This window comes from Micromonospora sp. BQ32 (assembly GCF_059358895.1).
The window spans coordinates 34,020-58,101 of record NZ_JCADBI010000019.1 but is presented as its reverse complement, the minus strand read 5'-3'; the positions used below and the strand labels follow the sequence as shown (position 1 = coordinate 58,101).

22 protein-coding genes are annotated in these 24,082 nt (G+C 73.1%); 11 read left to right on the top strand and 11 right to left on the bottom strand.

All coding sequences use genetic code 11. From position 1 onward, the window contains the following. Positions 1-139: 139 nt before the first annotated feature. The 7 genes from AC5L30_RS28080 to AC5L30_RS28050 all read right to left on the bottom strand — a co-directional run bounded on the left by AC5L30_RS28080 (position 140) and on the right by AC5L30_RS28050 (position 9,345). Positions 140-1,564: a DUF6297 family protein gene (locus AC5L30_RS28080; protein WP_494870853.1), complete on the bottom strand. Its 1,425-nt coding sequence runs from the start codon at positions 1,562-1,564 to the stop codon at positions 140-142. Then, positions 1,561-2,178 (bottom strand): ABC transporter ATP-binding protein, encoded by a 618-nt coding sequence (locus AC5L30_RS28075; RefSeq protein WP_225855085.1) that lies wholly within the window; start codon positions 2,176-2,178, stop codon positions 1,561-1,563. Before AC5L30_RS28075 ends, AC5L30_RS28080 begins: the two co-directional genes overlap by 4 nt. A gap of 46 nt (positions 2,179-2,224) precedes the next feature. Continuing rightward, positions 2,225-4,609 (bottom strand): tetratricopeptide repeat protein, encoded by a 2,385-nt coding sequence (locus tag AC5L30_RS28070; RefSeq protein ID WP_494870851.1) that lies wholly within the window; start codon positions 4,607-4,609, stop codon positions 2,225-2,227. Further along, positions 4,606-6,372 carry an ABC transporter permease gene (locus AC5L30_RS28065; RefSeq protein ID WP_494870850.1) on the bottom strand — a complete coding sequence of 589 codons (1,767 nt, stop codon included), beginning with the start codon at positions 6,370-6,372 and terminating at the stop codon, positions 4,606-4,608. The genes AC5L30_RS28070 and AC5L30_RS28065 overlap by 4 nt, the downstream gene beginning before the upstream one ends. After that, a complete protein-coding gene (locus tag AC5L30_RS28060; RefSeq protein WP_494870848.1) occupies positions 6,369-7,628 on the bottom strand; it encodes an extracellular solute-binding protein in 1,260 nt (419 codons plus the stop codon). The genes AC5L30_RS28065 and AC5L30_RS28060 overlap by 4 nt, the downstream gene beginning before the upstream one ends. A gap of 14 nt (positions 7,629-7,642) precedes the next feature. Further along, a complete protein-coding gene (locus AC5L30_RS28055; protein ID WP_494870846.1) occupies positions 7,643-8,275 on the bottom strand; it encodes an ATP-binding cassette domain-containing protein in 633 nt (210 codons plus the stop codon). Between the two features lie 92 nt (positions 8,276-8,367). Next, positions 8,368-9,345 carry a helix-turn-helix transcriptional regulator gene (locus tag AC5L30_RS28050; RefSeq protein WP_494870844.1) on the bottom strand — a complete coding sequence of 326 codons (978 nt, stop codon included), beginning with the start codon at positions 9,343-9,345 and terminating at the stop codon, positions 8,368-8,370. A gap of 44 nt (positions 9,346-9,389) precedes the next feature. On the opposite strand from AC5L30_RS28050, the gene AC5L30_RS28045 reads away from it, so the two are divergent. Beyond that, on the top strand, positions 9,390-9,890 hold the full coding sequence (locus AC5L30_RS28045) for a hypothetical protein (protein ID WP_494870842.1): 501 nt from the start codon (positions 9,390-9,392) through the stop codon (positions 9,888-9,890). 93 nt (positions 9,891-9,983) lie between these two features. Continuing rightward, complete coding sequence (locus AC5L30_RS28040; RefSeq protein ID WP_494870840.1) at positions 9,984-10,895, top strand: SDR family NAD(P)-dependent oxidoreductase; 912 nt, start codon at positions 9,984-9,986, stop codon at positions 10,893-10,895. A 7-nt stretch (positions 10,896-10,902) separates the two neighbouring features. Here the strand turns inward: AC5L30_RS28040 and AC5L30_RS28035 are convergent, their stop codons facing one another. Next, the gene (locus tag AC5L30_RS28035) at positions 10,903-12,084 is read right to left on the bottom strand and encodes a low temperature requirement protein A (RefSeq protein WP_494870838.1); all 1,182 of its coding nucleotides are present in this window, start codon (positions 12,082-12,084) and stop codon (positions 10,903-10,905) included. Between the two features lie 27 nt (positions 12,085-12,111). Then, complete coding sequence (locus tag AC5L30_RS28030) at positions 12,112-12,531, bottom strand: hypothetical protein (protein WP_494870836.1); 420 nt, start codon at positions 12,529-12,531, stop codon at positions 12,112-12,114. Positions 12,532-12,716: 185 nt separating this feature from the next. Between AC5L30_RS28030 and AC5L30_RS28025 the strand changes: the two genes are divergently transcribed. From AC5L30_RS28025 to AC5L30_RS28010, 4 genes are all read left to right on the top strand, one after another. Beyond that, a complete protein-coding gene (locus tag AC5L30_RS28025) occupies positions 12,717-13,805 on the top strand; it encodes an S-(hydroxymethyl)mycothiol dehydrogenase (protein WP_494870834.1) in 1,089 nt (362 codons plus the stop codon). Then, positions 13,802-14,431, top strand: coding sequence for an MBL fold metallo-hydrolase (locus AC5L30_RS28020; protein WP_494870832.1), 630 nt, complete (start codon positions 13,802-13,804; stop codon positions 14,429-14,431). Before AC5L30_RS28025 ends, AC5L30_RS28020 begins: the two co-directional genes overlap by 4 nt. Positions 14,432-14,586: 155 nt before the next feature. Continuing rightward, complete coding sequence (locus tag AC5L30_RS28015) at positions 14,587-15,075, top strand: VOC family protein (RefSeq protein ID WP_494870830.1); 489 nt, start codon at positions 14,587-14,589, stop codon at positions 15,073-15,075. Between the two features lie 600 nt (positions 15,076-15,675). After that, a complete protein-coding gene (locus AC5L30_RS28010) occupies positions 15,676-16,389 on the top strand; it encodes a hypothetical protein (RefSeq protein WP_494870829.1) in 714 nt (237 codons plus the stop codon). Between the two features lie 66 nt (positions 16,390-16,455). Here the strand turns inward: AC5L30_RS28010 and AC5L30_RS28005 are convergent, their stop codons facing one another. Further along, entirely contained in the window at positions 16,456-17,826 is a 1,371-nt protein-coding gene (locus tag AC5L30_RS28005) for an alpha/beta hydrolase family protein (RefSeq protein WP_494870827.1), read from the bottom strand. Positions 17,827-18,016: 190 nt separating this feature from the next. On the opposite strand from AC5L30_RS28005, the gene AC5L30_RS28000 reads away from it, so the two are divergent. The 5 genes from AC5L30_RS28000 to AC5L30_RS27980 all read left to right on the top strand — a co-directional run bounded on the left by AC5L30_RS28000 (position 18,017) and on the right by AC5L30_RS27980 (position 23,142). Continuing rightward, positions 18,017-18,340: a MazG-like family protein gene (locus AC5L30_RS28000; RefSeq protein ID WP_494870825.1), complete on the top strand. Its 324-nt coding sequence runs from the start codon at positions 18,017-18,019 to the stop codon at positions 18,338-18,340. A 747-nt stretch (positions 18,341-19,087) separates the two neighbouring features. Then, a complete protein-coding gene (locus AC5L30_RS27995; RefSeq protein WP_494870823.1) occupies positions 19,088-19,672 on the top strand; it encodes a hypothetical protein in 585 nt (194 codons plus the stop codon). Positions 19,673-20,183: 511 nt separating this feature from the next. Continuing rightward, positions 20,184-21,185: a hypothetical protein gene (locus tag AC5L30_RS27990; RefSeq protein WP_494870821.1), complete on the top strand. Its 1,002-nt coding sequence runs from the start codon at positions 20,184-20,186 to the stop codon at positions 21,183-21,185. Between the two features lie 253 nt (positions 21,186-21,438). Then, positions 21,439-22,413: a pirin family protein gene (locus AC5L30_RS27985; RefSeq protein ID WP_494870820.1), complete on the top strand. Its 975-nt coding sequence runs from the start codon at positions 21,439-21,441 to the stop codon at positions 22,411-22,413. Between the two features lie 60 nt (positions 22,414-22,473). Continuing rightward, positions 22,474-23,142, top strand: coding sequence for a hypothetical protein (locus AC5L30_RS27980; protein ID WP_494870818.1), 669 nt, complete (start codon positions 22,474-22,476; stop codon positions 23,140-23,142). A gap of 270 nt (positions 23,143-23,412) precedes the next feature. Here AC5L30_RS27980 and AC5L30_RS27975 read toward each other — a convergent pair whose 3' ends face one another. Further along, positions 23,413-24,078, bottom strand: coding sequence for a DUF1345 domain-containing protein (locus AC5L30_RS27975; RefSeq protein WP_494870816.1), 666 nt, complete (start codon positions 24,076-24,078; stop codon positions 23,413-23,415). Between the last annotated feature and the right edge of the window lie 4 nt (positions 24,079-24,082).

Genomic DNA, 24,082 nt, shown 5'->3' with positions numbered 1-24,082 from the left:
ATGCTCGGACGGGATTGCTGGGTCCACGCTAGATCGAGGTCGCGGCGCTGTCTTGGACGGAAACGACAGCAGTCCACACGCGCTGCCCGACCTGGTGGTGCCGTGATCCGGCTCCCGGGCCGACCGGGCGGATGACCGGTCAGCCCAGGAACAGCTGGACGAGGACCAGCACGGCGAGCAGCGCCGGCCCACGTGACCCCTGACGCAGCAGGTCCACCGGGACCATCCCGAACGGCGTGTTGACCGTCGCGCCGCCGTAGTCGATCGGCGGGCGGGTACCGGCCCGGAACGCGGCGGCCACCACCCCGAGCGCCAGCGTCGGCGCCAGCCAGGGCGGCCCCGGGTCGACGGTCGGCAGGGTCAGCAACCACCACAGGCCCGCGCCGACGGCCGGCACCACCACGTGGATCCCGCGCAGCAGGTTGTCGCTGCCGCCGAGCGCCCGGCGCAGCCCGGGTGAGCGGCTGACCGACCGCAGACCGCCGGTCAGCCGGTTGGCGGCGAGATACGCGAACACCACCTGCGCGGCCCCCGCCAACCCGGGCAGGGCGAGCGCGGCAGCGTACTGCACCCCGATCAGCGCCGCCCAGATCAGCACGGCGCTCGGGTGCCGGCGCAGCCGGCGTACGTCGGCCTGGAGCAGCGCCCACCAGCCGGGGCCGGGCAGGAACCGGCGGCTGCGAACCCGGCCGATCCGACGCCAGCGGCGGCTCTCCACCAGACCGGCGAGCAGGCTCGGGTCCAGCAGGATCGTGGCCGTGGCGGCGGCGTTGGCGAACTGCGCGCCGGTGGTCAGGGTGGCCCGGTCGACCCGGGGCAGCGCGTGAACCGCGAGGATCGTGCCCACCACCGCGAGGGGCACCGCGACGGCGACCAGCGCGACGGTCGGCGTCGTCGCCGGCCGGGGCAGCCCGTCGCCGAGGCGACCGACGAGCACCACCAGGGCGGTGATCACGGCCGCCGCCATCATCGGCACCGCCCCGGCCAGGGTCGGCCAGCGTCGCCCCGACCGGCTGCCCCCCTGAGCGACGACGCTGAGCGCCAGCGCGGCAGCGCCCCACCCCGCGCCGGCCGCCGCAGCCCAGCCCAGGGTGGCCGGGTCGCTGACCCCACCGAGCGCCGCCACGGCCACTCCGAGCGCCGCGGTGCCGGCCGCCGCGCCCAGCAGCAGCAGGACGAAGCGCGGCGCCAGCCACGCCCGCCGGTCGATGGGCGCGCTGGTCGCCCAGCTCTGCGTGGCCGGGGTGACCAGCAGCGGGCCGAGCGCGCGCAGGCCACGCCAGGCGAGCCCCGCCCCGGCCAGCAGCGCGGCGACCGCCAGCCACCAGCGCACGCCCGGCTCGGCCCGCCCCACCGTGGGGGATTCCAGCAGGTCCCGGCTGGCGCTGATCGCGAACCAGCCGTACATGCCCACGAACAGGACCATGACGTACGCGTCGCCGAGCACGTCACCGAGAGAGTGGTCGTGGTGCCGGCTGCGGGCCTTGCGCAGGTGTGTCCGCACCTGCCGGGCGGTCGGCACCCCGGCCGGCGTGTCAGCGATCGTGGCCGGCGCGGTGGTCACTTGCCGATCTCGATGCGCTCGTCGACCACCGCGTCGATCAGCTCCGGGTCGTGCGACGCCAGCAGCACGGCCGTGCCCGCCGCCCGTTCCCGCAGCAGCCGGTCGGCGAGCCACTGTCGCCCGCGGACGTCCAGCCGCTGCTCGGGCTCGTCCAGGATCAGCACCCGGCGGGGCCGGACGAAACAGGACGCCAGCGCCAACCGGCGGCGCTGCCCGCTGGACAGCGTCACCGGCAACTGGTCGCGGGCCGGCTCCAGACCCAGCTCGGCGAGGACCTCCTCGACCGGCTCGGCGTCACCCCCGTGGGCGTACGCGACCAACTCCAGGTGCTCGACCACGGACAGGTCGGGGAAGAAGTCGATGTCGTCCAGGGCGGCGGCCACCAGCGCCCGCACCTGAGGATCGGTCTCGTCGGCCCGGCGGCCCTGCACCAGCACCTCACCCGCGTCCGGCCGGTCGGCACCGACGACACAACGCAGCAGGGTGGTCTTGCCGCTGCCATTCGGGCCCAGCACCACCGCGATCCGGCCGGCCGGGAGCGTGAAGCTCACCTCGTCGAGCACGACCAGGTTGCCGAAGTTGCGACTGAGTCCCCGTACCGAGAGCGCGTCCACGATCACAGAGTCTCCCAGAGCCGTACCACCGACCAACCCGAGCGACCTACGTCACCCGGCTGTCGGCGTCGTCCTCCAGTCGGGCGTCGGCGGCGGCCAACCCCTGGGCGTCGGCGACCTCCTCGGCCACCGCCGCCGCGTCCGCCCAGTGCCGCCGCGCGTCGTCCCGGTCGCCCAGCGCGGCGCAGGCGTCACCCAGGTAGAGCAGGGTACGTGCCAGCCCGGCGGTCGGGCGGGTCTCCTCGCGCAGCCGGCGGCTCTCGGCCAGCAGCTCGTACGCCGTCCGCGCCTGCCCCGGGGTGCTGCTCAGCAGCGTCGCCCCGGCGTTGAGCAGTGCCGTCGCCCGGCTGGTCGGGTCGTTGACCGACTCGTACTCGCGCAGTGCGGCCCGCCACGCCTGGGCGGCGTCCAGGTGCTCGCCGAGCGCCGCGTGCACCAGCACCAGGTTGGTCAGCGCCGCCGCGTACCCGCGCGCGTCACCCACCGACCGGAACGTGTTGGCCGCCCGTACCAGGTGGTGGTGTGCGGTGTCCGGTTCTCCCCGGGCCAGCTGGGCCGCGCCCAGGCCCAGCTCGGTGAGGGCGTGCCCGGCCCGGTCGGCGCCCGAGCGGTGTCGGCGGGACATCTCCAGGTGCTCCACCGCGTCGTCGAGCTGCCCCAGGTCGAGCAGGGCCAGGCCGAGGTTCATCCGCGCCTGGGCGTTGCCCCGCCGCCCCCGCTCGTTGACCGCGAGGGTGAGCGCGGCGGCCGCCCCCTGCGGGTCGTGTCGGCGTCGGCGCAGCACCCCCAGCTCGTTGTGCGCCCACCCGGCGATCTCCGGGCGGTCGTCGGCGGTCGGGGTGGCCAGCACGGTGCGGCAGACCTGCTCCCACTCGTCGAGCCGCTCGGCGTACGCCAACCACCCGCACAACGCCACGGCCAGCCGGAACCACCACCGGCGGACCCGCCGGGGCAGCGTCTCCTTCGCGCCGGCCGGCACCCGCACCACCGCCAGCAGCAGCTCCTGGTGCAGGTCGAACCAGCCGTACGGGTCGTCGTCCAGCGGCAGCGACCACTCCCGGTCCGGTGCGGAGCCGAGCACCGCCAGATTGGCCGCGTGCCGTTCGGCCCGGCGGGCCAGGTGCCGGGTCAATCGGGCCTGCGCGGCGACCCGGGCCCGGGCCGGATCCGCGTCCCGCAGGTGCAGTCGGGCGCTGCCGGCCAGCAGAGGGCGGATCTCGTACCGGTCACCGGGCGCGCCGACCACGAACGCGGCGGCGGCCAACCGGTCGAGCAGCGCGGTCACCAGCTCGGGGTGCCGCCCGGCCAGCGCGGCGATGGTGGGCCGGTCCACCGGGGCGGGGACCAGCGACATCAGCCGGTACAACCGTCGGGCCTGACGGGGCAACGCCTGGTACGCGATGTCCCGTTCGGTGACCAGGCGGGCCGCCGGTGAGACGGCGAGCCGTTGGTGCGGTGGCGTCTGCACCGCGCGGCGCAGCGCGTCCAGCACGTCGGAGTGCCGCCAGCCGTGCTGCGCCGTGCGGTAACCGAGCGCGCGGACGGTACGCGGCTGCCGCCCGCACAGGTCGACGATGTCGCGTACCGCCGGGTCGGTGCGCGGGTCGGCGCGACGCACCCGCGCGGCGGGCGCGGCCCCGCCCGCCGTCGCGAACAGCTCCACCGCCTCGGACGTGCCCGGCTCGGCGATCCAGTGCGCGACCACACCCTCCAGACCGACCAGCGCCGGACCGCCGGCGAGCAGCAGGCGGCAGGTGCGCGCGGTGGGCGGCAACAGTGGCCGGACCTGGTCGGGACGGTCGACGTTGTCCAGCACCAGCAGGATCTTGCGACCGTCGAGCTGGCCGCGCAGCGCGTCGGCGGCGGCGGCGAGCGCGTCCGGCCGACCGGAGGCCGGCGGGGCGGTGCCCAGGATCCGGGCCAGCGCGGTGAGCACCTGCCGGGCCGAACGGGGTCGGCCGCGCCGCCGCAGGTCCAGGTAGTACTGCCCGTCCGGGAAGTCCTCCCGGCACTGGTTCGCGGCCTGCACCGCGCACGCGGAGGTGCCCACCGCGCGTCGGCCCAGGACCGCCACCGCGTGCTCCCGGGCGAGCAGACCGATCAACGCCTCGACGTGCTCGTCACGACCGGTGAACTCGGCCGTGTAGGGCAGGTTGGGCGCCCCGGTGGCCGGGGTGGTGAGCACCTCCGTCGGCTCGGGGCCGACCTCCCGGCCGGCCCGGCGGCGGCGCACCTCGTACACGACGTAACCGACGACGCCGCCGGCGGCCAGGACGACGGTCACCGGCCCGAGCACGCTGGCCGCCAGCTCGGAGAGGACATTGCCCGCCAGGTTGCTGGCCACGTTGGCGAGGATGCTGCCGACCACGCCGCCGATCGCGATCAGCGCCGGCCAGCGCGAGCCACCGCGCGCACCACCCGGCCCGGTCACCGGACGCCCCCGGAGACCAGCCCGGCGACCAGGTGCCGCCGGGAGAGGACCACCAGCACCACCGGCAGCACCGAGGCGAGCACCGAACTGGCGGCCAGCGCGCCACTGTTGCTCACGAAGCTGCGGGTCTGCTCGGCCAGGAACGGCCCGAGCGGCGACGCCCCCGGCCCACCGAACAGCCGACCCACCACCAGGTCGTTCCAGACCTGGACGAACTCCAACACGGACACCGCCACCACCGCCGACAGGTTGTGCCGGGCCAACCGGCGCAGCGTGTGCCACCACCGGTGCCCGCCCAACCGGGCGTCGCGGACCTGCTCGACCGGCAGGTCGGCGAACGCGTTGCGCAGCACCAGCACCGCGAACGGCACGCCCAGCGCGATGTGCACCAGGGCCAGACCCTGAGCCGTGCCGGAGGAGAGCACCAGCCCCAGCACCTCGTTGACCGGCCCGGCGATGACCTGGATCGGCACGACGCTGGCCGCCAGCAGCAGCAGCCCGGTGGCCTGCGCGGCCGGCCCGGTCAACCAGGCCAACGGGTACGCGGCCAGCAACGCGACCACCAGCACCGTGGCGGTCACCGCGGTGGCCAGCAGCAGGGTGAAGCCCAGCGTGCGCCACAGCTCCGTGCCGGTGACCAGGTCGCGGTAGGACTCGCCGTTCGGCGCCGCGGACCACCAGCCGCGCGCGGCGGCGTCCACCCGGCCGTGCGCCGACGTGGCCACCAGCACCGCCAGCGGCACCAGCCAGGCGATCGCGGCACCCGCCGCGAGCAGCCGGAACACCCGCCGGGGCGGGGCGACCGGAGGGGGCTCCGGTGCCGCCTCCACGCGCGGCGGGGGCCAGGCTTGCCGGACGAAGAGCGCGGCCACCATGATCCCGCCGATCACCGCCACCAGCCACACCACGCCGAGCGCGGCGCCGTCGCCGGTGGTGGTGCCCCCGGACGTCTGCCAGATCCGCAGCGCGAGCACCGAGGCCTCGTCGCGGACCGAACCGGGGGTCATCACCAGAATGAGGTCGAACGTGCGGCTGGTGCCGACCGCCACCAACGCGAAGACCACCGCGGTCGTCCGCAGCAGCAGTGGCCGCCACTGCGCGTCCCACAGCACATGGCGACGCCCACCGCCGTAGGCGCGGACCGCGTCGGCGAGACTCGGCGGCACCGCGTCCAGCGCGGACCGGAAGACCAGCACCGCCAAGCCGACCCAGGCCCAGACGAACGCCGACATCAACGCGACGGTGACCATCCCCGGCCCGAGCAACTGCGGCGCGTCCTCGACCGGGCGGCCGGTCAGTCGGGTGGCGACCAGGGTGGCCAGCCCCCGGCTCGGGTCGGGGTCGTACATCAGTCGGAAGGTGACCCCGGTGACGACCAGCGGCAACGCCACCGGCACCAGGAGGATCAACCGGACCAGGCCGCCCTCCTGGGAGCGGCGGGACGCGGCGGCGAGCAGATAGCCCAGGGCCGTCACCACCGCCGGCACCAGCAGGGCCCAGAGGACCGTCCGGCCGACCACCGCGCCGGTGCCCGGGGCGGCGAGCGCGGTCCGGAAGTGCGCCGCGCCGACCCAGTGACCGTCGGTGGTGACGCTGGCGTGCATGGTCCGCAGCACCGGCCACAGGACCAGCCCGCCGAGCAGCACCGCGGCCGGCAGCAGCAGGGCCGACGTGGCCCCCGCCGCCGGGTAGGCCCGGCCCCGTCGGGCTGGACCGACGTCGTCGAGGACCGCCAGCTCGCCGAGGACCCGCACCTGGCTCATCGGCCACCCCCCGCGCTGCGGGCCGCCGCGGCGAGCAGGCCGGTGGCCCGGCGGATCGCCTCGCTGGCGCGGACCCCGTCGGTGACGTCGGCGAAGAAGCCCTGCATGATCCGCCAGATGCCCACCCCGTCCGAGCCGGTGAACGCGCCGGGCAACTGGTCGGAGAGGTCGAAACGCAGGGTGCCGGGCGTCCGCATCTCCGCGGCGAGCCCCTGGCCGACGCGGTCGCGGTAACTGCCGATCGCGACGTTGGTGTTGGGCGAGAGGTAGCCGCCGGCCCGCAACCACGGCTGGAACGAGTCGGCCCTGGTGAGCCACTCGACCAGCTCGACCCCGCCGTGGGCGTCGGCGAACGCCACGGCCGCGTCCCCGCCGACGATCAGTGGGCCGCCGCCCGGCTGGGCGCCCGGGAACCGGAACGTGACCGGCGCCTCCGGGCCGCGCTGGAACGGGTCGGCGACGTCGGCGGTGAAGTCGGCCCCGACGAGCATCACCGCCCGCTTCGTGTGCACCACCTGGATCACCGACTCCTCGTACTGGGTGAGCAGGGCGCGACGGCCGCCGCCGACGAACGCCCCGTTGATGCTCCACAGCCCGGCGAGCCGGTCCAGCGCGTCACGCACCGGTCTGCCCTGCCAGTCGGCGTCCGGCCGGGCGAGGGTGTTGTAGCTTTCGGGCGCCACGTCGGCCAGCACGTTCTCGAACCAGTCGGTGAGCACCCAGCCGTCCGCCGCGCCGATGGCCAGGGGTGCCGGCCCGCCGTCGCGCCGGGCGAGGGCGCCCAGCTCCTGGGTCCGCCGGACCAGCGCGTCCCAGTTGGCCGGCTGCGCGGGCAGCATCGAGGGCAGGTGCCAGACCAGCGACTTGTGCGCCGCCTTGACCCAGACGCCGTAGCGCTGGCCCTCGGCCGTCAGCAGCTCGCCCAGCCCGGCGGGTACGGCGTACCCGGTGGACGCGCGCACCGGGCTCAGCCACCCACGCTGGGCGTACTCGGTGACCAGGCCGGGGCGCGGCAGGATCGCCACGTCCGGGCTGGTGCCGGCGAGGTGCCGGGCGCGCAGGAACGCGTCGATGTCGTTGCCGGCGCTGACCACCTGCACCGGGGCGGGGTAGCCGGCGACGACCTCGCGGAACCGGTCCAGCTCGCTGGTGCTCCAGACCACCGCCACCTGCACCGACCGGGTCCCGCCGGAGCAGCCGGCGGCCAGCGCGGTGGCGCCCGCGGCGGTGGCGCGCAGCAGCGTACGACGACTCACTCGGGTGGCCGGCCTCATCGGGGCGCCTCGCTCGGCTCGGTGACCAGCTCGTGCCGCACCGGTATCTCGGCCAGGGTGGCCGGGTCGGCGGTGCAGACCAGCACCGCCACCCCGGGGGCGTCCGGTGGCGAGAGTCGAGGCATCAGGTCACCGAGGCGGCTGTCGCCCGCCGAACCGGCCGGTAGGTCGACCACCAGCACCTCGGGCAGGCAGGCCGCCGCTCGGGCGAGCGCCACCCGGAACCGCTGGGCGGCGGAGATCTGGTGCGGCAGCAGGGCGAGGGAGAGCGCCAACTCGAGCCGGTCGACGACGGTGGCCGTCCAGTCGTTGGCCACCTCGTGCACCCGTTCGCGTTTGCGCTGGCCGTACTCGATATTGCGCCGCACGGTGAGCTGCGGCAGCAGCGCGCCGCCGGCGGGCACGTAGCCGATCTGCCGGCGGGGCGGCGGCAGGCCGGTGACGTCCCGGTCGCCGACGAGGATGCGACCGGTCACCGGCGGGGCCAGCCCGGCCAGCACCCGGGCGACCGCCGTGCCGAACCGGGGCGGCGCCACCAGGGCGGCGAGCGTGCCGGCGGGAACGTCGAGGGTCACCGGCCCGGTGCCGGGGACGGCGACCAGTGCGCGTAGCCGTAACGTGGCCCTCACCTCCGGTGACCATTGATGACCGTCCCAGGGTGGCACACCGTGACGACAATCGACGCCCCCGACGCTTCCACTGTGGAGATGGTCGGGGCTGTTCAGGCGGGGGAGTAGAGCGCGGCGAGCCCGGCCGCCGTGGCGGCCAGCCGGTCGCGCAGCGCCACCGGGGCCAGCACCTCGACGTCGGCGCCGAAGCGCAGCAGCTCGCCGTGGGCATGGGTGAGCGACTCGATCGGCAACACCGCGGTCACCCAACCCCGCGCGTCCGGTGGCCCGGCGCTGGCGTCCATCGCGGTCACCACCGGATCGGTGCCAACCTCGCGCAGCCGCTCCCGACCGGCGGGGGAGAGCCGGACGTGGGCCTCGTCCCGGTGCAGCCGGGCCCGGAACTGCGCCACGTGCGCCCGCCACCAGGCCGGCAGGTCGAAGTCGGCGGGCCGGTCGAACTCCTGCGCCAACGGGGTCAGCGCGAGGATCTGGTTGACCCGGTAGGTCGCCGGCGCGCCCCGGCCGGGCTGGTCGGCCACCACATACCAACGGCCGCCCTTGAGCACCAGGCCGTACGGCTCCAGGACCCGGGTCACCTCGCCGTTCCAACCGCGGTAGCGCACCTCGACGCGGTGCTGTCGCCAGACCGCCTCGGCCGTGCGGGCCAGCTCGGGGGAGGCGTCGCCGTCGGCGTACCACCCGGGAGTGTCCAGGTGGAAGCGTTGTTGCAGTCGGGTCGCCCGGTCGCGCAGCGGCGCGGGGAGCGCGGCGTGCAGCTTGAGTTGCAGCGCGGCCACCACGTCGCCGTAGCCCAGCTCGCCGGCGGGGCCGGGCAGCCCGGCGAGGAACAGCCGGTCGGCCTCCTCGGCGGTCAGCCCGGTGAGGCGGGTCCGCCAGCCGTCGACGAGCTGGTAGCCGCCGGCGTGCCCGGCCTCCCCGTAGAGCGGGATGCCGGCGGCGTGCAGCGACTCGACGTCCCGGTAGATGGTGCGGGGGGAGACGGCCAACCGCTCGGCGAGCTGCGCGGCGGTCAACCGCCCGTGCGACTGGAGCAGCAGCAGGACGGAGAGAAGTCGACTGGCCCGCACTTCACTGACACTAGTTGTCAGGGGACCGGTCGTACTGTCCCGACATGACTGAGAACGCGACGAGCGGCAGCGCCGGTGGGCCGACGATGGGCGACTTCGACTTTTTCAAGGGCACCTGGAACGTCGTGAACCGGCGGCTGCGCAAGCGGCTGGCCGGCTCCGACGAGTGGGAGGAGTTCCCCGGGGTGTCGGTGGCGCACGGCTTCTTCGCCGGCGGCGGTCACTTCGACGAGATCACCTTCCCGACCAAGGGCTCCGCTGGCGCCACGATCCGGATCTTCGACCCGGCCCGGCAGGAATGGTCGATCTACTGGATGAGCAGCGACACCGGGGTGCTGGGGCAGCCGCCGATGGTGGGCCGCTTCGTCGACGGAGTCGGCCGCTTCTACGCCGACGACCAGCACGAGGGGCGACCGGTCCGGTGCCGGTTCATCTGGTCCGACATCAGCGCGACCACCGCCCGCTGGGAGCAGGCGTTCTCGGTCGACGGCGAGCAGACCTGGGAGACCAACTGGATCATGACCTTCACCCGAGCGGCCGACTAGGGGTTGTCGCGGTGGTTTCCGGCCATCCGGGGCGGTGTTAGGGTCCGATCACCGCCCCGGATGGAGGAAAACCGCCAGCAGAGGAGCAGGATCGTGCAGAGGTTCGACTTCGCCGGTGGGACCGCCGTGGTCACCGGGGCGGCCAGTGGCATCGGCGCGGCGCTGGCGCACGCGCTGGCCCGCCGAGGCAGCGACCTGGTCCTGCTGGACCGCGACGCCGAGCGGCTGGACACCGTCACCAACGCGATCCGCGCCGGCCACCCGGATCGTCAGCTCGCCACGTACCTCGTGGACCTCGCCGACCAGACCGCCGTCGCCCAGGTGGCCGCGGAGATCGGCCAGCGGCACCCGCGGGTACGCCTGCTGATCAACAACGCCGGCGTGGGCCTCGGCGGCCGGTTCGACCAGGTGACGTTCGACGAGTTCAGCTGGGTGATCGACGTCAACTTCCGGGCCGTGGTGCAGCTGACCCACGCGCTGCTGCCCACCCTCCGGGCCGAGCCGGGCGCGCACCTGGTCAACATCTCCAGCCTGTTCGGGCTGATCGCGCCAGCCGGGCAGACCGCGTACGCGGCGAGCAAGTTCGCCGTGCGCGGCTTCACCGAGGCACTGCGCCACGAGCTGGTCGACGACGGCATCGGGGTGACCTCGGTGCACCCCGGCGGCATCCGCACCCGGATCACCGAGAACGCCCGGATCGGCAGTGGCGTCTCCCACGACGAGTACGCGGCCGGCCGGGCGCAGTTCGAGAAGCTGCTGACCATCGCGCCGGAGCGGGCCGCCGAGGTGATCCTGCGCGGCGTCGAGCGGCGTCGGGGCCGGGTGTTGATCGGCTGGTCGGCGAAGCTGCCCGACCTGCTGGCCCGGGTCCTGCCGGCCTCGTACAACCGGCTCCTGGTCACCGGCCTGAACCGGGGCGTGGCCCGCCCGGCGCCACCCGCCCCCGCCGTTCCCGCGCAACGCCCCGCTGACACCCTCGTCGACCCGGCCCGCGAGGTGGCGTGACCGGAGTTCAGGCCGGGCCGGGCACCGCCGCGCTCGGGCCCACGTCGCGGCGGCGCAACAGGATGGTCAACGCCACGAGGGCGACCAGCAGCGCCGCGAGTACGTACACCGGGGCCGGGCCGAGCGGCGCGAGCAGTGCCAGCAGCGCGACGACCGGAAAGGCGACGACCACCGCGCCGTGCTGCTGCCGGCGTACGTGCAGCACCCAGACCGTGAGCAGGAAGACGGCGATCGGAACGGCCACCGCGTACCCGGCGATCGTTCCCGAGATGTGCGCGATGTGCCGCTCGTGGTCCACCGACACGCTCAGACCCGCGCCGACTGCGGCGACCGCCGCGAAGATGAGGTAGTGGCCGTAGCCCCAGACCAGCGAGTACGGCAGCCGGTCGGGCGCGTCGATGGGCCGGTCGAAGTAGAGCCACCACAGGGCGAACACGATCACGGTGGCCGCCGCCGCCAGCGGCCAGAGGTGGCGGTTGCCGGCGTCCACTCCGGTCTGGATGGCCACCGACGTGGCCAGCACCACGTCACCGAGCACGATCAGCGTGAACAGTCCGTATCGCTCGGTGATGTGTCGCGGATGCCAGGGAGTCATGCCCGGGCGCTCGGCCACCGCCGGCACCAGCAGGTCGGCCACGACCAGCAGCAGCAACGCCGCGCTCCCCAACCCCGGCGGCAGGGCCAGCCGGAGCAGCCAGCCGAGCTGGACGACGGTGACGCCGATCGCGTACCGCCGGGCTGCCCGGCGATGCGCCGGGTCACCGGCGGCGGCCCGGCACCACTGCGCGACGAGCGCGATCCGCATCACCACGTAGCCGTACGTGATGACGCTGAAATCGCCGTGGATGAACGCCCGGGGCACTCCGGCGGCGATGATCAACGCCCCGGCGATCTGCACCAGCGTGGCGATGCGGTAGAGGTCGTCGTCGGTGTCGTAGGCCGAGGCGAACCAGGTGAAGTTCATCCACGACCACCAGATCGCGAAGAAGACCAGCAGGTACCTGGTCAGCGCGTGGCCGAGCTGGTCCTCGGAGACGGCGTGGTGCAGGTTGCCGGCGGCCTGCGACACGGCCACCACGAAACACAGGTCGAAGAAGAGTTCCAGCGGCGTGGCGGCCCGGTGCGGCTCGTCACGAAGGCGTGGCCGCATCGGCCGGTAGAACGGCCGCACCGATCGAGGCTGGGTCACCGCAGCTCCTCAGGCCGCCCGCCCGGGTCAGCCGAGCCGACGGCCGTGGGTCAGCCCCTCCAGCACCAGGGTCAACCCCGCGCCGACCAGCCAGACGTCCTTGGCCAGCCCCGCGCCCTGCTGGGTCGGGCGGATGCTGCCCGGTTCGCGCATCCCCGGCGTCTTCAGGTACAGCTGGATCAGGCCCGCGCCGAACGCGGTCAGGCCCAGCCCGACCAGGGGCGCCGGGACGAACGGCGCGATCAGCGCGGCCCCCAGGGCGATCTCCGAGTACGACAGCAGCTTGGCGAAGCGCGCCGGCTCCAGCTGACCGAGCTGGGGCATGGCGGCGACCGCCATCCCGTGCAAGCCCTCCGCGGCGGTGCCCTCCAGAGTGCGCTTGCCCAGACCCGAGTTGAGGAAGTACGCGCCGATACTGACCCGTAGCGGCAGATGCGCGAATTTCATGGTCACTCCCGTTGGCCGTGGTCGAATGCGGCCCGCGTACCCCGGACCGCCCGCGATAACCCGCCGGGCCGACTGGGCTGGCCGTGGTGCTCGCGGTAGGTTCGCCGGGGGCCCACCGCCGAGCCCGTGGCACACCCGCCCACCCCGGCACTCGGCCCTGCCGCAGACCACCAGCAGGAGGCGAAGTGAGCCAGGAAGTCCGGGGAGTCATCTCCCGCAGCAAGGGCGCGCCGGTCGAGGTCACCACCATCGTGGTGCCCGATCCCGGGCCCGGTGAGGCGATCGTCCGGATTCAGTCGTGCGGGGTCTGCCACACCGACCTGCACTACCGCGAGGGTGGCATCAACGACGACTACCCGTTCCTGCTCGGTCACGAGGCGGCGGGCATCGTGGAGCAGGTGGGTGAGGGCGTCACCGACGTGGCCCCGGGTGATTTCGTGGTGCTCAACTGGCGGGCGGTCTGCGGGGTCTGCCGCGCCTGCCGTCGGGGTCGGCCCTGGTACTGCTTCAACACCCACAACGCCACCCAGCGGATGACCCTCACCGACGGAACCGAACTCGCCCCGGCGCTGGGCATCGGGGCGTTCGCCGAGAAGACCCTGGTGCACGCCGGGCAGTGCACGAAGGTGGACCCGGCGGCCCGACCGGCCGCGGTGGGTCTGCTCGGCTGCGGGGTGATGGCCGGGCTGGGCGCGGCGATGAACACCGGCAACGTCACCCGGGGCGACTCGGTCGCGGTCATCGGCTGCGGCGGCGTCGGAGACGCGGCGGTCGCCGGTGCGGTCCTCGCCGGCGCCACCACGATCGTGGCGGTGGACACCGACAGCCGCAAGCTCGACTGGGCCCGCAAGTTCGGCGCCACGCACACTGTGAACGCCTCGGACACCGACCCGGTCGAGGCGATCCGCGCCGCCACCGGCGGCTTCGGCGCCGACGTCGTGATCGACGCGGTGGGCCGACCGGAGACGTGGAAGCAGGCGTTCTACGCTCGCGACCTGGCCGGCACGGTGGTGCTGGTCGGCGTACCCACTCCGCAGATGCAGATCGAGCTGCCGCTGCTGGACGTCTTCGGACGCGGCGGCGCCCTCAAGTCCAGTTGGTACGGCGACTGCCTGCCCAGCCGGGACTTCCCGATGCTCACCGAGCTGTACCTACAGGGCCGGCTCGACCTCGACGCGTTCGTCACCGAGGAGATCGCGCTCGACCAGGTCGAGAACGCCTTCGACCGGATGCACCACGGCGACGTGCTCCGCTCGGTGGTGGTGTTCCCGTGACCGCCCGAGTCGACCACGCGGTCACCTCGGGCACGTTCTCCCTGGACGGGCAGACGTTCGACGTGGACAACAACGTCTGGGTGATCGGTGACGACCGCGAGTGCGTCGTCCTGGACGCGCCGCACGACGTGGCGGCGATCCTCGCCCTGGTGGGCGACCGGCAGGTCCGGGCGATCCTGGCCACCCACGCCCACGACGACCACGTCCGGGTGGCGCCCGAGCTGGCCGAGGCCACCGGCGCGCCGGTGCTGCTGCACGCCGCCGACCGGGTCCTCTGGGACATGGTCCACCCGCACCTGCCGCCCAACGGGGAACTGCACGACGGGCAGATCATCGAGGTGGGCGGTGTCACGCTGCGGGTGCTGCACACCCCCGGGCACAGCCCTGGCGCGTGCAGCTTCCACGCTCCGGAGCTTGGCGCGGTGTTCACCGGCGACACGCTCTTCGCCGGTGGTCCGGGCGCGACGGGTCGCTCGTACAGCGACTTCGACACCATCGTCGGGTCGATCCGCACCCGCCTGCTCTCCCTTGCGGCGGAGACGGTCGTGCACACCGGCCACGGGGACGACACGACGATCGGCGCGGAGGCACCGCACCTGCAGGAGTGGCTGGCTCGCGGCCACTGACTCCTGCGGGCGTGCGGGTTAGGCTGGCGGGTCGGCCGTGCTGGTGCGTGGTCGACGGGCTCAGCGTTCGTCGGCCGCGCCCAGCACCGGTTTGACGTGGCGCGCTGGCCGCGTCGGTCAGTGACGAGCCGCGCCGCGCCGCTAGGATCCCGCGCATGGCCGCCGACTCGCCCGTCCCCGCCGACTCGCCCCCGCCCGTCGTCCGGCAGCTGCGCCTTGTGGTGGAGGCCGCCGACCACGAGGCCGCCGTCGCGTTCTTCCGGGACGCGCTGGGCCTGCCGGAGGAGGCGGCGTTCAGCGGCGAGGGGGATGCCCGGGTGGTGATCCTGGACGCCGGCCGCGCCACCCTGGAGATCGCCAACCCTGCGCAGAAACGCCTGATCGACGAGGTCGAGGTGGGTCGGCAGGTCGCGCCGCGTATCCGGGTGGCCTTCGAGGTGGACGACGCGGAGGCGACGACCGCCCGTCTGGTGGCCGCCGGGGCGAGCGAGGTCGCGCCGCCGACGCGTACGCCGTGGCAGTCACTCAACTCCCGCCTCGACGCCCCCGCCGGCCTGCACATCACGGTCTTCCAGGAACTCCTCAGGCCGGACAAGGGCGTCGGGACGCGGGATGCGGAGTCCGGACGTGACGGGGACAGCTGATTCGGGCAGCTTCCGGCCCGCCACTCTCGCCCTGGCGTAAACAGCGGCCCTGACCCACGTGCGGTCTCTGGGCGTGGTTGAGCCTCCCGCCGCCTCCGCCACGTTCGGTGCGGCGAACCGCATGGCAACCCTTCACCCACCGTGCTGGCCTACGCCGCCTCACTCCCGGTAGCGACAAACCGCTAGCTGCCGGCCTCCCCCTCACTTGCATGACCCCTTTGCTCTGCTGACCTATACGCACCACGTCCCATGAGCTGCGAATAGGCATTTTCCGCCAGCAACGGAGGTCTCAGCCCGCCGTCACGGAACGTGGCCGGTGCGTATAGGTAAGCAGAGCAAAGGCTGGCGTTCGGACATTGCCCCCCGGTTCCGAAAACACCCTCCGTCACGACCGTCCGACCTGACCTGGGCAGAGCCGCTATGTCCGACTCCGTGTGGTGACCGGGGCCGCACGCGGCCCGCCTTCGGGCGTATCCGGAATGCCCGACAGGTGAACCTGGTTGTGTCCCCCGTACCGCCGGAGCCCAAACCCTTTTCCGCGGTCATCTCCCGAGGAGTGTTCACCCCGGAGCGCTCCGCACGATCGAAAGGGCAACCATCGTGAAGGCTGACTTCACTCGATGGCTCCCCGCCATCGCTAAGGACTCGTACCGCAAGACCGCGCTCAGCGTGGCGGGTGTGGCCGCTCTCGGCGGCCTGGCGCTCGCGCCCACCGCCGCCGCGGCCCCGGTCACCTCCGGACCGCACCAGGGCGCCGTCGCCGCCATCGACCTTGCCACCGGCAAGGCCGCCACTTCGGCCCACCAGGACGAGCAGCCCGTCGAGTCGGGCCTGACCACCGGCTCCGCCACCGGCAAGCCGCCGGCCGGCAAGCCGAGCCGAGCCCAGCTGATCCCACACGGCATTGAGGGCGCACAGTCGCGGGTACCCCTCGACGACGCCCAGCTGGCCAACGCCCGGGCCATCGTCGACGCCGCCAAGAAGACCGGCGTCGGTGACCGGGGCGCGGTGATCGGCGTCGCCACCTCGCTGCAGGAGTCGAAGCTGTACAACCTCGGCCACCTCGGCGCGTACAACGACCACGACTCGCAGGGCCTGTTCCAGCAGCGTCCGTCGTCCGGTTGGGGCACGCCCGACCAGATCACCGACCCGGAGTACGCCGCCACGGCGTTCTTCAGCGCACTCAAGAACGTCGGCGGCTGGCAGGACCTGCCGCTGACCACCGCCGCGCAGACCGTGCAGGTCTCCGCCTTCCCGTACGCGTACGCGCAGTGGGAGGAGCAGGCGGCGGACATCGTCCAGCAGCTCTGGTGACACCCGCACACGAAGCCGGCCGGCTCCCTTCGACGGGAGCCGGCCGGCTTGTCGTGTTCGCGTACCTCAGCAGGCCGGGTAGAGGCGGCGGGTGCCGACGCCGGCCGCGTATGCGTCCCGGTCGCTGAACCGGCAGCCGTAGTCGGGTCGGGCCACCACCGCCGGGTCGGTCACGGTGTCGCCGGCCGGGCGCTTGCCGGTGCGTACCCAGGACATTAGGTCGTCCCAGGCGGCGCCGGCCTCGGCCGGGGTGAACTCGCAGTGCTGCGTGGCCCGGATCGCCCGCTGAACCACCAACTTGCTGCGACCGTGCCGCGCCACGTCGCTGGCGTACGCCTGTTCCATGCTGAACGGCACGAACAGGTCGCCGAGGCCGTGCAGGCTGAGCACCGGCGCGCTCGGGCGGCCGGCGATTCCCGGCACCTCGGTCAGCGTCGGCAGGAGCCGCTGCCACACGTTCTCCGGGGCGACCCGTTGCACGGTTGCGTTGACGTTGACCGGGCTGTTCGGGGTGTAGCGGGTGAGCAGGTTGGTGGAGAGCTGGCCGGGCCGCTGGGCGGGGGAGTTGCCGCTCCCGGTGGGCACGCTGATCGAGAAGAGGAAGTCCTTCCAGACCGCGAACGCCGCGTCGGCTCCCGGACGCGGCCCACCGGAACGGTTCACCGTGATCGCCCGCAGTTGCTTGCCCCGGTCCGTGGTGGTGTCCGGCCCGGTGGGGGTCAGCCCGGCCAGGCCGAGCGCCACCTGGATGCGGGGCACCGCGTTGGTCAGGTAATCCGCCGGCGTGGGATAGGCCGGCACTCCGGCGAGCGCCTGCGCCACCAGGTTGTAGTCCAGGTAGAAGTCGAGCAGCGTCTGATCACCGAGCACCCCGCACATCGGCAACGCGCCGTCGTAGAAGCCGGGGTACTGCTCCAGTGAGCGACCGATGACGTACCCACCCATCGACACCCCGGCGACGTAGGTGTGCTGCGGCCGGCGGACCGTCCGCCCGAAGTGGTCGGCGAGATCCTTCGTGCCCAGCACCCCGGAGCGGATGTCGAAGCCGTTACGGTCGTACGAGGACGACGCCCAGGCGTACCCCTGCTCCAGGAGACGCTGGCGCAGCCCGAAGGCCGGCGGTTCCGGCGAGAGCACCGTGCCCTGGCCACGGTAGCCGTGCGCCCACAACACCAGGTCGCCGTTCCACCGGGCGGGGACCTCGATGATGTACCCGGCGTGGCGGTGCACGCCCTGGCGTACCGTCGTCGGTTTGCCGCCCACGACCAGCGGCGACAATGGCGGATTCTCGATGGTGTAGCCGGGCAGCGGCTCGCCGCCCCTCGCGTCGCGACCGAACGCGCTGGCCGGCACGGCACCGGCCAGCCCGACTGCGAGGGTCAGCGTCGCGGTGGCGGCGAGCAGCCGGCGGAGGGTACGAACGGGTGTGGACAGCATCGATGCTCCCCATCGGACGGTTGTCGCCCGGGGGCGACCAGCGGGACGGTTGCCTACCGGCCGGTAGCGTCCTGAACGTAGAACCGCCGTCGACCAGTGTCAATGGGTACGCTGACCGGTCGGTCAACCATGACTGTCCAGCCGTACCCGGTCGTTGGGGGCGGTGGGTCGGTCGGGTTGACTGGTCGCCGTGGACGAGTCGATCTGGGAGGCGGCCCGCGCGTCGCGCGGCTGGCTGGACGCGGCGAACGGAACCGGGCAGACCGAACTGACCTGCCGCATCCTCAAGCTGACCGAGGAAGCGGGGGAGGCGTCGGCCGCCTGGATCGGTCTGCTCGGGCAGAATCCGCGCAAAGGTGTCACCCACACCCGCGAGGACGTCGCGGCGGAGCTGGCCGACGTCGCCTTCACCGCGCTGGTGGCCATCGAAAGCCTGGGGCTGGACGCGCAAACGGCCCTGGGCGCCTGTGCCGCAAAGGTGCGCTCCCGCCTGACGAGCCAAGAACGTCCCTAGCGTCCAGTTCCGTCCGGCTCCCGTCCGCCCGCCGCCAGCCGTTGTGACCATGTCGACGGTATGTACGATTTACCCGTATTGAGCGTGATGCGCCCGACAGCGCATTTATGATCGACTCGGGTTTGGTGAAGTCGCGGTGTCTGGGCGTCCGGGATGCCCCGACTTCCGTGAACCCGAGTGGATCACGCGGGTGAGGGGCGATTCGACGCCGTGGCCCCGGTGCTGGTGGGTGGTTGTCCGTTGCCGTGTGTTATGGGCGGTGACCGGCCGCACTCGTGGGCCGGAATCATGGCCGGGTCGGGGTCGTTACATACCCTGACGATCGCAGTACCACCGACCCGCCGCCGACCCCTGGGGCTGGTCGCGCAGGGTTGGAATGCCAGCCTCCGCCCGGTCGTTACAGTCCGAACGAACGACCGCAGGCACCGCCTTGATGAGGGTGCCGGCAGGTGGGCCACCCCGGAATGACCTCGGCCTACCGGTCGTTGCAGTCCCGCGAACGCCGCAGGCACCGCCCCGATGAGGGTGTCGGCGGGTGGGCCACCCGGAATGACCTGGGCCCCCCGGTCGTTACACAGGGACCCGGCGCCACGAGCCCCCGCTCGTCAGGTCGCCGACCCCGACGCCCGACAGGGCGTCCCCCAGACTTCCCCCTTTCAAGTGCAGCGCCGGACGAGGTGCTCACACCCTGCCGCCGTCCCCCTGGTTGGTGGTCGGGTGTTCCTACCCCCGAAGGAGCTACCCCCCATGAACACGATCATGCGTAAGAGCATGCTGTCTGTTGCTGGTCTCGCGTTCGCCGGCGGTGTGCTCGCCGGCCCGGTCGCTCACGTGGCCAACTCGGTCGATGCCAAGCCGGTCGCGGTTGCGGTGCAGGCTGACAAGCCCGACATCAGCAAGTTGATCCCGCACGGCACTCAGGGCGAGCAGTCCCGGATCACCCTGAACGATGAGCAGACCGCGAACGTCAAGGCGATCATCGCCGCCACGAAGAAGGCCGGCCTGCCGGAGCGGGCCGCGGTGATCTCGATCGCGACGAGTCTGCAGGAGTCGAAGTTGGAGAACCTGGGCCACCTCGGCGACGCCAACGACCACGACTCGCTGGGCCTGTTCCAGCAGCGCCCGTCCAGTGGTTGGGGTACCCCGGAACAGATCACCGACCCCGAGTACTCCACGACCGCGTTCCTCAAGGGTCTCAAGCAGGTTGATGGGTGGCAGGACATGCCGTTGACCGACGCCGCGCAGACGGTGCAGGTGTCGGCGTACCCGGACGCGTACGCCCAGTGGGAGCAGCAGGCCGCCGACCTGGTCGGCCAGTACTGGAACAGCTGACCCGCGACTCAGCACCACCGCAGAACCACCCGCAACTAAGCACCATCGCACCACCAGCACGACACCGGCCGCTGGCCGACACCCGCAACCCGGGTGCCGGCCAGCGGCCTTTTTGCTCTCGCCGGTCGCCGGTCGCCGGTCGCCGTTCACGAATCGCCGTCCCCGTTCACTGATCGCCGTCCCCGTTCACTGATCGCTGGCCGCTGGCCGCTGGCCGCTGGCCGCTGGCCGCTGGCCGCTGGGCCGCTGGGCCGCTGGGCCGCTGGGCCGGTGGTCGTTGGTCGTTGGTCGCTGGGCTGGGGATGCCGTGCTGCGCGGGTCCGTGGGGGAGGCGGATGGCGTCGTCGGATCGGTGGCTGCTCGTAGATCTTGGACAGTTTCCGTTCCGCGCGAACGGAAACTGTCCAAGATTCGCGGCGGCGACGTAGCGGAGTGGCGGGATCGGCGCGGAGTGATCCGATCGGCCGGCGGGTACGTACCCCAGGTTGGGGACCGGCGGAGGGATAGGGGCATGGCCGCAGTGGGGTACGGCGCGGATCGCGAACCGGAGTCCGAGCCGGAACCGTCGGGTGAGGCCACACCACAACGGTGGTCCACCGGCGCTCGCCTGTTGGTGGCAGCCGCCGCCGTCGTGTTGCTCCTGGGTGCGGCAGCGGTGGCCGTGATCGTCGCTGACCCCAACCGTCTCGGCATGACCTACTTCGGCCAAACCGACGGCACCCGCCCCGATGACACTCGCCCCGACGGCACTGGGCCCGACGGCACTCGCCCCGACGACGGTGGCCGCCCCGGGGGCGTCGCTGACCCGGACGCGGCTGGGGGTCGCCGCGGTGGTGCGGGTGCCGCTGCCGAGCAACTGTTGACAGCGCCGCTGTCGGGTCGGCAGAAGGGCACCTTCGTGCTCGCGGATGGGTTGTCCTCGTTCGAGCTGCGGGTGGCCGAGTTGGGCGATGATCTGTACCAGATCAGTACCCCGGCCGGCTCGGGTGTGACGGGCCGACCGGCGGTGCGGGGGGAGACCGTGCGGCTTGACCTCGTGGAGTCCGGGACGCGCGGGCCACGGGTCGTACGGGTGTTGCTCAATGAGCGGGTCGCCTGGCGTCTGCACCTCGTTGGTGGGGTGAGCAGTCAGGTGTTGGACCTGGCCCGGGCCCGGCTCCTGGGCGTGGAACTCGCCGGCGGCTCCAGCCGCACCGAGATTCTCCTGCCACCGATCACCGCCGCCGGCCCCGGCGACCCCACCGGCCCGCGCTCAGACAACCCCGCCAGCATCCTGACCGTACGACTCACCGGTGGGACCAGCCAGCTCGATGTCCGGGTCCCCGGGGAGACTCCGGTACGGGTTCGGGCGGGAGCTGGCGCGGGTTCGGTGGTGGTACGCGACGAGCGCTGGGATGGGGTGGCTGCGGGCTCGGTGCTGGGTACGCCGGGTTGGGACCGGTCGGCGGAGCGCCTGTACCTGGACCTGGTCGCCGGCGCCAACAGCGTGATCGTGTCCTCCAGCAACCGCTGAACCCACGCCGAGCGAACCCACGCCGAGCGAACCCACGCCGAGCGAACCCACGCCGAGCGAACCCACGCCGAGCGAACCCACGCCAGGCCGACCCACGCCGAGCGAACCCAACCAAGGCCGACCCATGGCAGGCCGACCCACGCGGGGCCAGCCCGCGCCGATGAACCGCCCCGACAGCCACGGGCTGGTGAACCCCGCCCGCCCTGGCTGGAAGCGTCGCGGTCGCGAGGGGGCGTGCGCGTACAGTCGGGCGGTGGAGCGTACTGAATCGATGCTGGCGCAGACCCGACCGCCTGGCGTGGCCGACGTCGATCCCGGCAGTGTGTTGTTGCCGGGCCACGACGTGCCGTTGGGTCGGTACACCACGGTGCGGCGGCTGCTTCCGCAGCGCGCCCGCCGGATGGTTGGCGCGTGGTGTTTCGTGGATCATTTCGGCCCGGACGATGTGGCGCAGCGGCCCGGCATGGAGGTGCCGCCGCACCCGCACACCGGGTTGCAGACGGTGACCTGGCTGCTCGACGGGGAGATTCTGCACCGGGACAGCCTCGGCAACGTGCAGCCGATCGTGCCCGGCCAGCTGAACGTGATGACCTCCGGGAACGGCATCGCCCACTCGGAGCGGTCGCCGGCCACCCACCCGCCGGTGATGCACGGCGTGCAGCTTTGGGTGGCGCTGCCGGACCCGGCGCGAGCCGGCGCGGCCGATTTCGCGCACCACGCCGACCTGCCGCGCTGGCGGGACGGCGATCTGGACGTCACCCTGCTGGTCGGCGAGTTCGCCGGTGAGCGGTCACCGGCGGTGGTGCACACGCCGCTGGTGGGGGTGCAGCTGGAGTTGCGCGGCGAGGCGCCGGCGACGATGGCGTTGCGGCCCGATTTCGAGTACGCCGTGCTGGCGATGTCCGGGTCCGCGGAGGCGGCCGGGGTCGGGTTCGAGCCGGGGGCGCTGCTGTATCTGGGCTCGGGCCGCCGGGAGCTGACCGTTCGTGGCGGGGCTGGGGCCCGGTTGCTGCTGCTGGGCGGTACGCCGTTCGAGGAGCCGTTGGTGATGTGGTGGAACTTCGTCGGCCGGTCACACGAGGAGATCGCCGCCGCCCGGGAGGACTGGATGGCCGGCGACGGACGCTTCGGGGTGGTCGCCGACGATCCGGCGCCGCCGCTGCCGGCGCCCGCCCTGCCCACGACCCGCCTCAAGGCCCGCGACCGCACCGGCGGCTTGCACGGTTGACGACAACGCCTGCCCGTCCCCCCGCTGGTGTGGCCGGTGGTGGCGCGGGTAGTCGCCGGCATGGCGACCACTTTGATCACTCCGGTGGAGGACCGTAAACGTCTGGCGCGCCGGCTCGCCGGTACCGGGCGGGGCTTCGCCGAGCAGTACGGGTTCCGGGTGACCAACAACCCGGCGAGCCTGTTCCAGGTGCTCTATCTGTCGGTGCTGCTGGCCCGTCGTGGTGACTTCCGGCGGGCGTTGGACGGGGCGCGGGCGTTGCGCGACGAGGGGTGGGACAGCGCGGCCCGGCTGGCCCGTTCGCTGCACGCGGATCGGGTACGGGTGCTGCGCGCCAGCGGCCAACGTGGTGACGTGGACGCGCTCGCCGATGTGCTGGGTGACCTGGCCCGGACGGTGGTCGAGCGGTACCGGGGTGATCTGCGCCGGTTGCGGGCGGTGGCGCACCACGACCCGGTCCGGGAGCGGGCGCTCCTCGCCGAGCTTCCGGGCGTGGACGATCAGGTCGTCGACCTGTTTCTCCGCGAGGCGCAGGCGTTGTGGCGGGAGGTGGCCCCGGTCGCCGACCGGCGGGCGTTGGCTGCCGCGCGTCGGCTCGGGCTGGGCAGGTCGGCGGACGACCTGGCCGGCCTGGCCAGTGGCGAGTCGGAGCAGCTGGCGTGGCTGGTGGGGGCGTTGGCCCGGGTCGACCTGGAGCATCGGTACGCGGAGGTGACCGGTCGGCCGTGACGTGCCCTGGCCCACACTTCCCCAAATTCTGACCAAACGGAGGATGTTCTGCCGTATGGTTGGACCCGGCAGTGCTGGCCGCTCGGTTCGGGCGGACCTCCACCGCCTGGTGACCGCGACCGGTTCGGATGCGGTTCACCGCCTGGGCAGGCTTGCGTGGCGCCCTGGGTCGCGGTTCGTGACCAGGGGCGCCCGCCTGTCCCGGCCCTTCGATCGGCCCCGCCCCGTGTCACGCTCGGGGGTCCGCGCGGCCCGGAGAATGCGGCATCTTCACCGAGCCAGACCCGCCAGCAGGTTCACGGTCACGGCGATGATGAACGCGCCGAACAGGTACGACACCATCGAGTGGCGCAGCACCGTACGACGCATCTCGTTGCTGGTCAGGTTGGTGTCGGAGATCTGGAACGTCGTCCCGATGGTGAACGCGACGTACGCGAAGTCGGAGTAGCGCGGTGGTTCGGGCTGGTTGAAGTTCACCCCGCCGTCCGGGCCGGTGTAGTAGATCCGCGCGTACCGGGCGGCGAACAGGGTGTGCACCACGAACCAGGAGAGCACCACGCTGAGTACGCCCAGGCCGCTGTGCAGTTCCCGGGCCGTACCGGGGGGCGCGCTCTGCGCGCTGGCCACGACCAACCCCACCGCCAACAGGCTGGCCAGGCAGGCGACGAGGAGCAGGGCGTCCCGGATCGCCCGGTTCGGGTCCTCGTGGACGGCCAGTTGGGCGGTCCGCTCGGCGTCCATCGGCCAGAGCTTGTGCCAGACCAGCACGAGCCAGCTCAGCGCGCCCACGTCCCAGCCGGCCAGTGCGGCGAGCGGCAGTGGCAGCAGCAGCGTGAAGACGCAGCCGGCGATGACGCCGACCACCGCCACCACGGCGAGCTGCACCGCGGCCGGGAAGCGCACGTCCGCTGGCCGGGACGGGCCGGTGCGGGTCATCCGT

Bases quoted from the DNA above. Each gene is read 5' to 3' on its own strand.
- AC5L30_RS28065 (WP_494870850.1), bottom strand. From the start codon at position 6,372: ATGAGCCAGGTGCGGGTCCTCGGCGAGCTGGCGGTCCTCGACGACGTC.
- AC5L30_RS28045 (WP_494870842.1), top strand. From the start codon at position 9,390: ATGACTGAGAACGCGACGAGCGGCAGCGCCGGTGGGCCGACGATGGGC.
- AC5L30_RS28030 (WP_494870836.1), bottom strand. From the start codon at position 12,531: ATGAAATTCGCGCATCTGCCGCTACGGGTCAGTATCGGCGCGTACTTC.
- AC5L30_RS28015 (WP_494870830.1), top strand. From the start codon at position 14,587: ATGGCCGCCGACTCGCCCGTCCCCGCCGACTCGCCCCCGCCCGTCGTC.
- AC5L30_RS28005 (WP_494870827.1), bottom strand. From the start codon at position 17,826: ATGCTGTCCACACCCGTTCGTACCCTCCGCCGGCTGCTCGCCGCCACC.
- AC5L30_RS27995 (WP_494870823.1), top strand. From the start codon at position 19,088: ATGAACACGATCATGCGTAAGAGCATGCTGTCTGTTGCTGGTCTCGCG.
- AC5L30_RS27990 (WP_494870821.1), top strand. From the start codon at position 20,184: ATGGCCGCAGTGGGGTACGGCGCGGATCGCGAACCGGAGTCCGAGCCG.
- AC5L30_RS27980 (WP_494870818.1), top strand. From the start codon at position 22,474: ATGGCGACCACTTTGATCACTCCGGTGGAGGACCGTAAACGTCTGGCG.
- AC5L30_RS27975 (WP_494870816.1), bottom strand. From the start codon at position 24,078: ATGACCCGCACCGGCCCGTCCCGGCCAGCGGACGTGCGCTTCCCGGCC.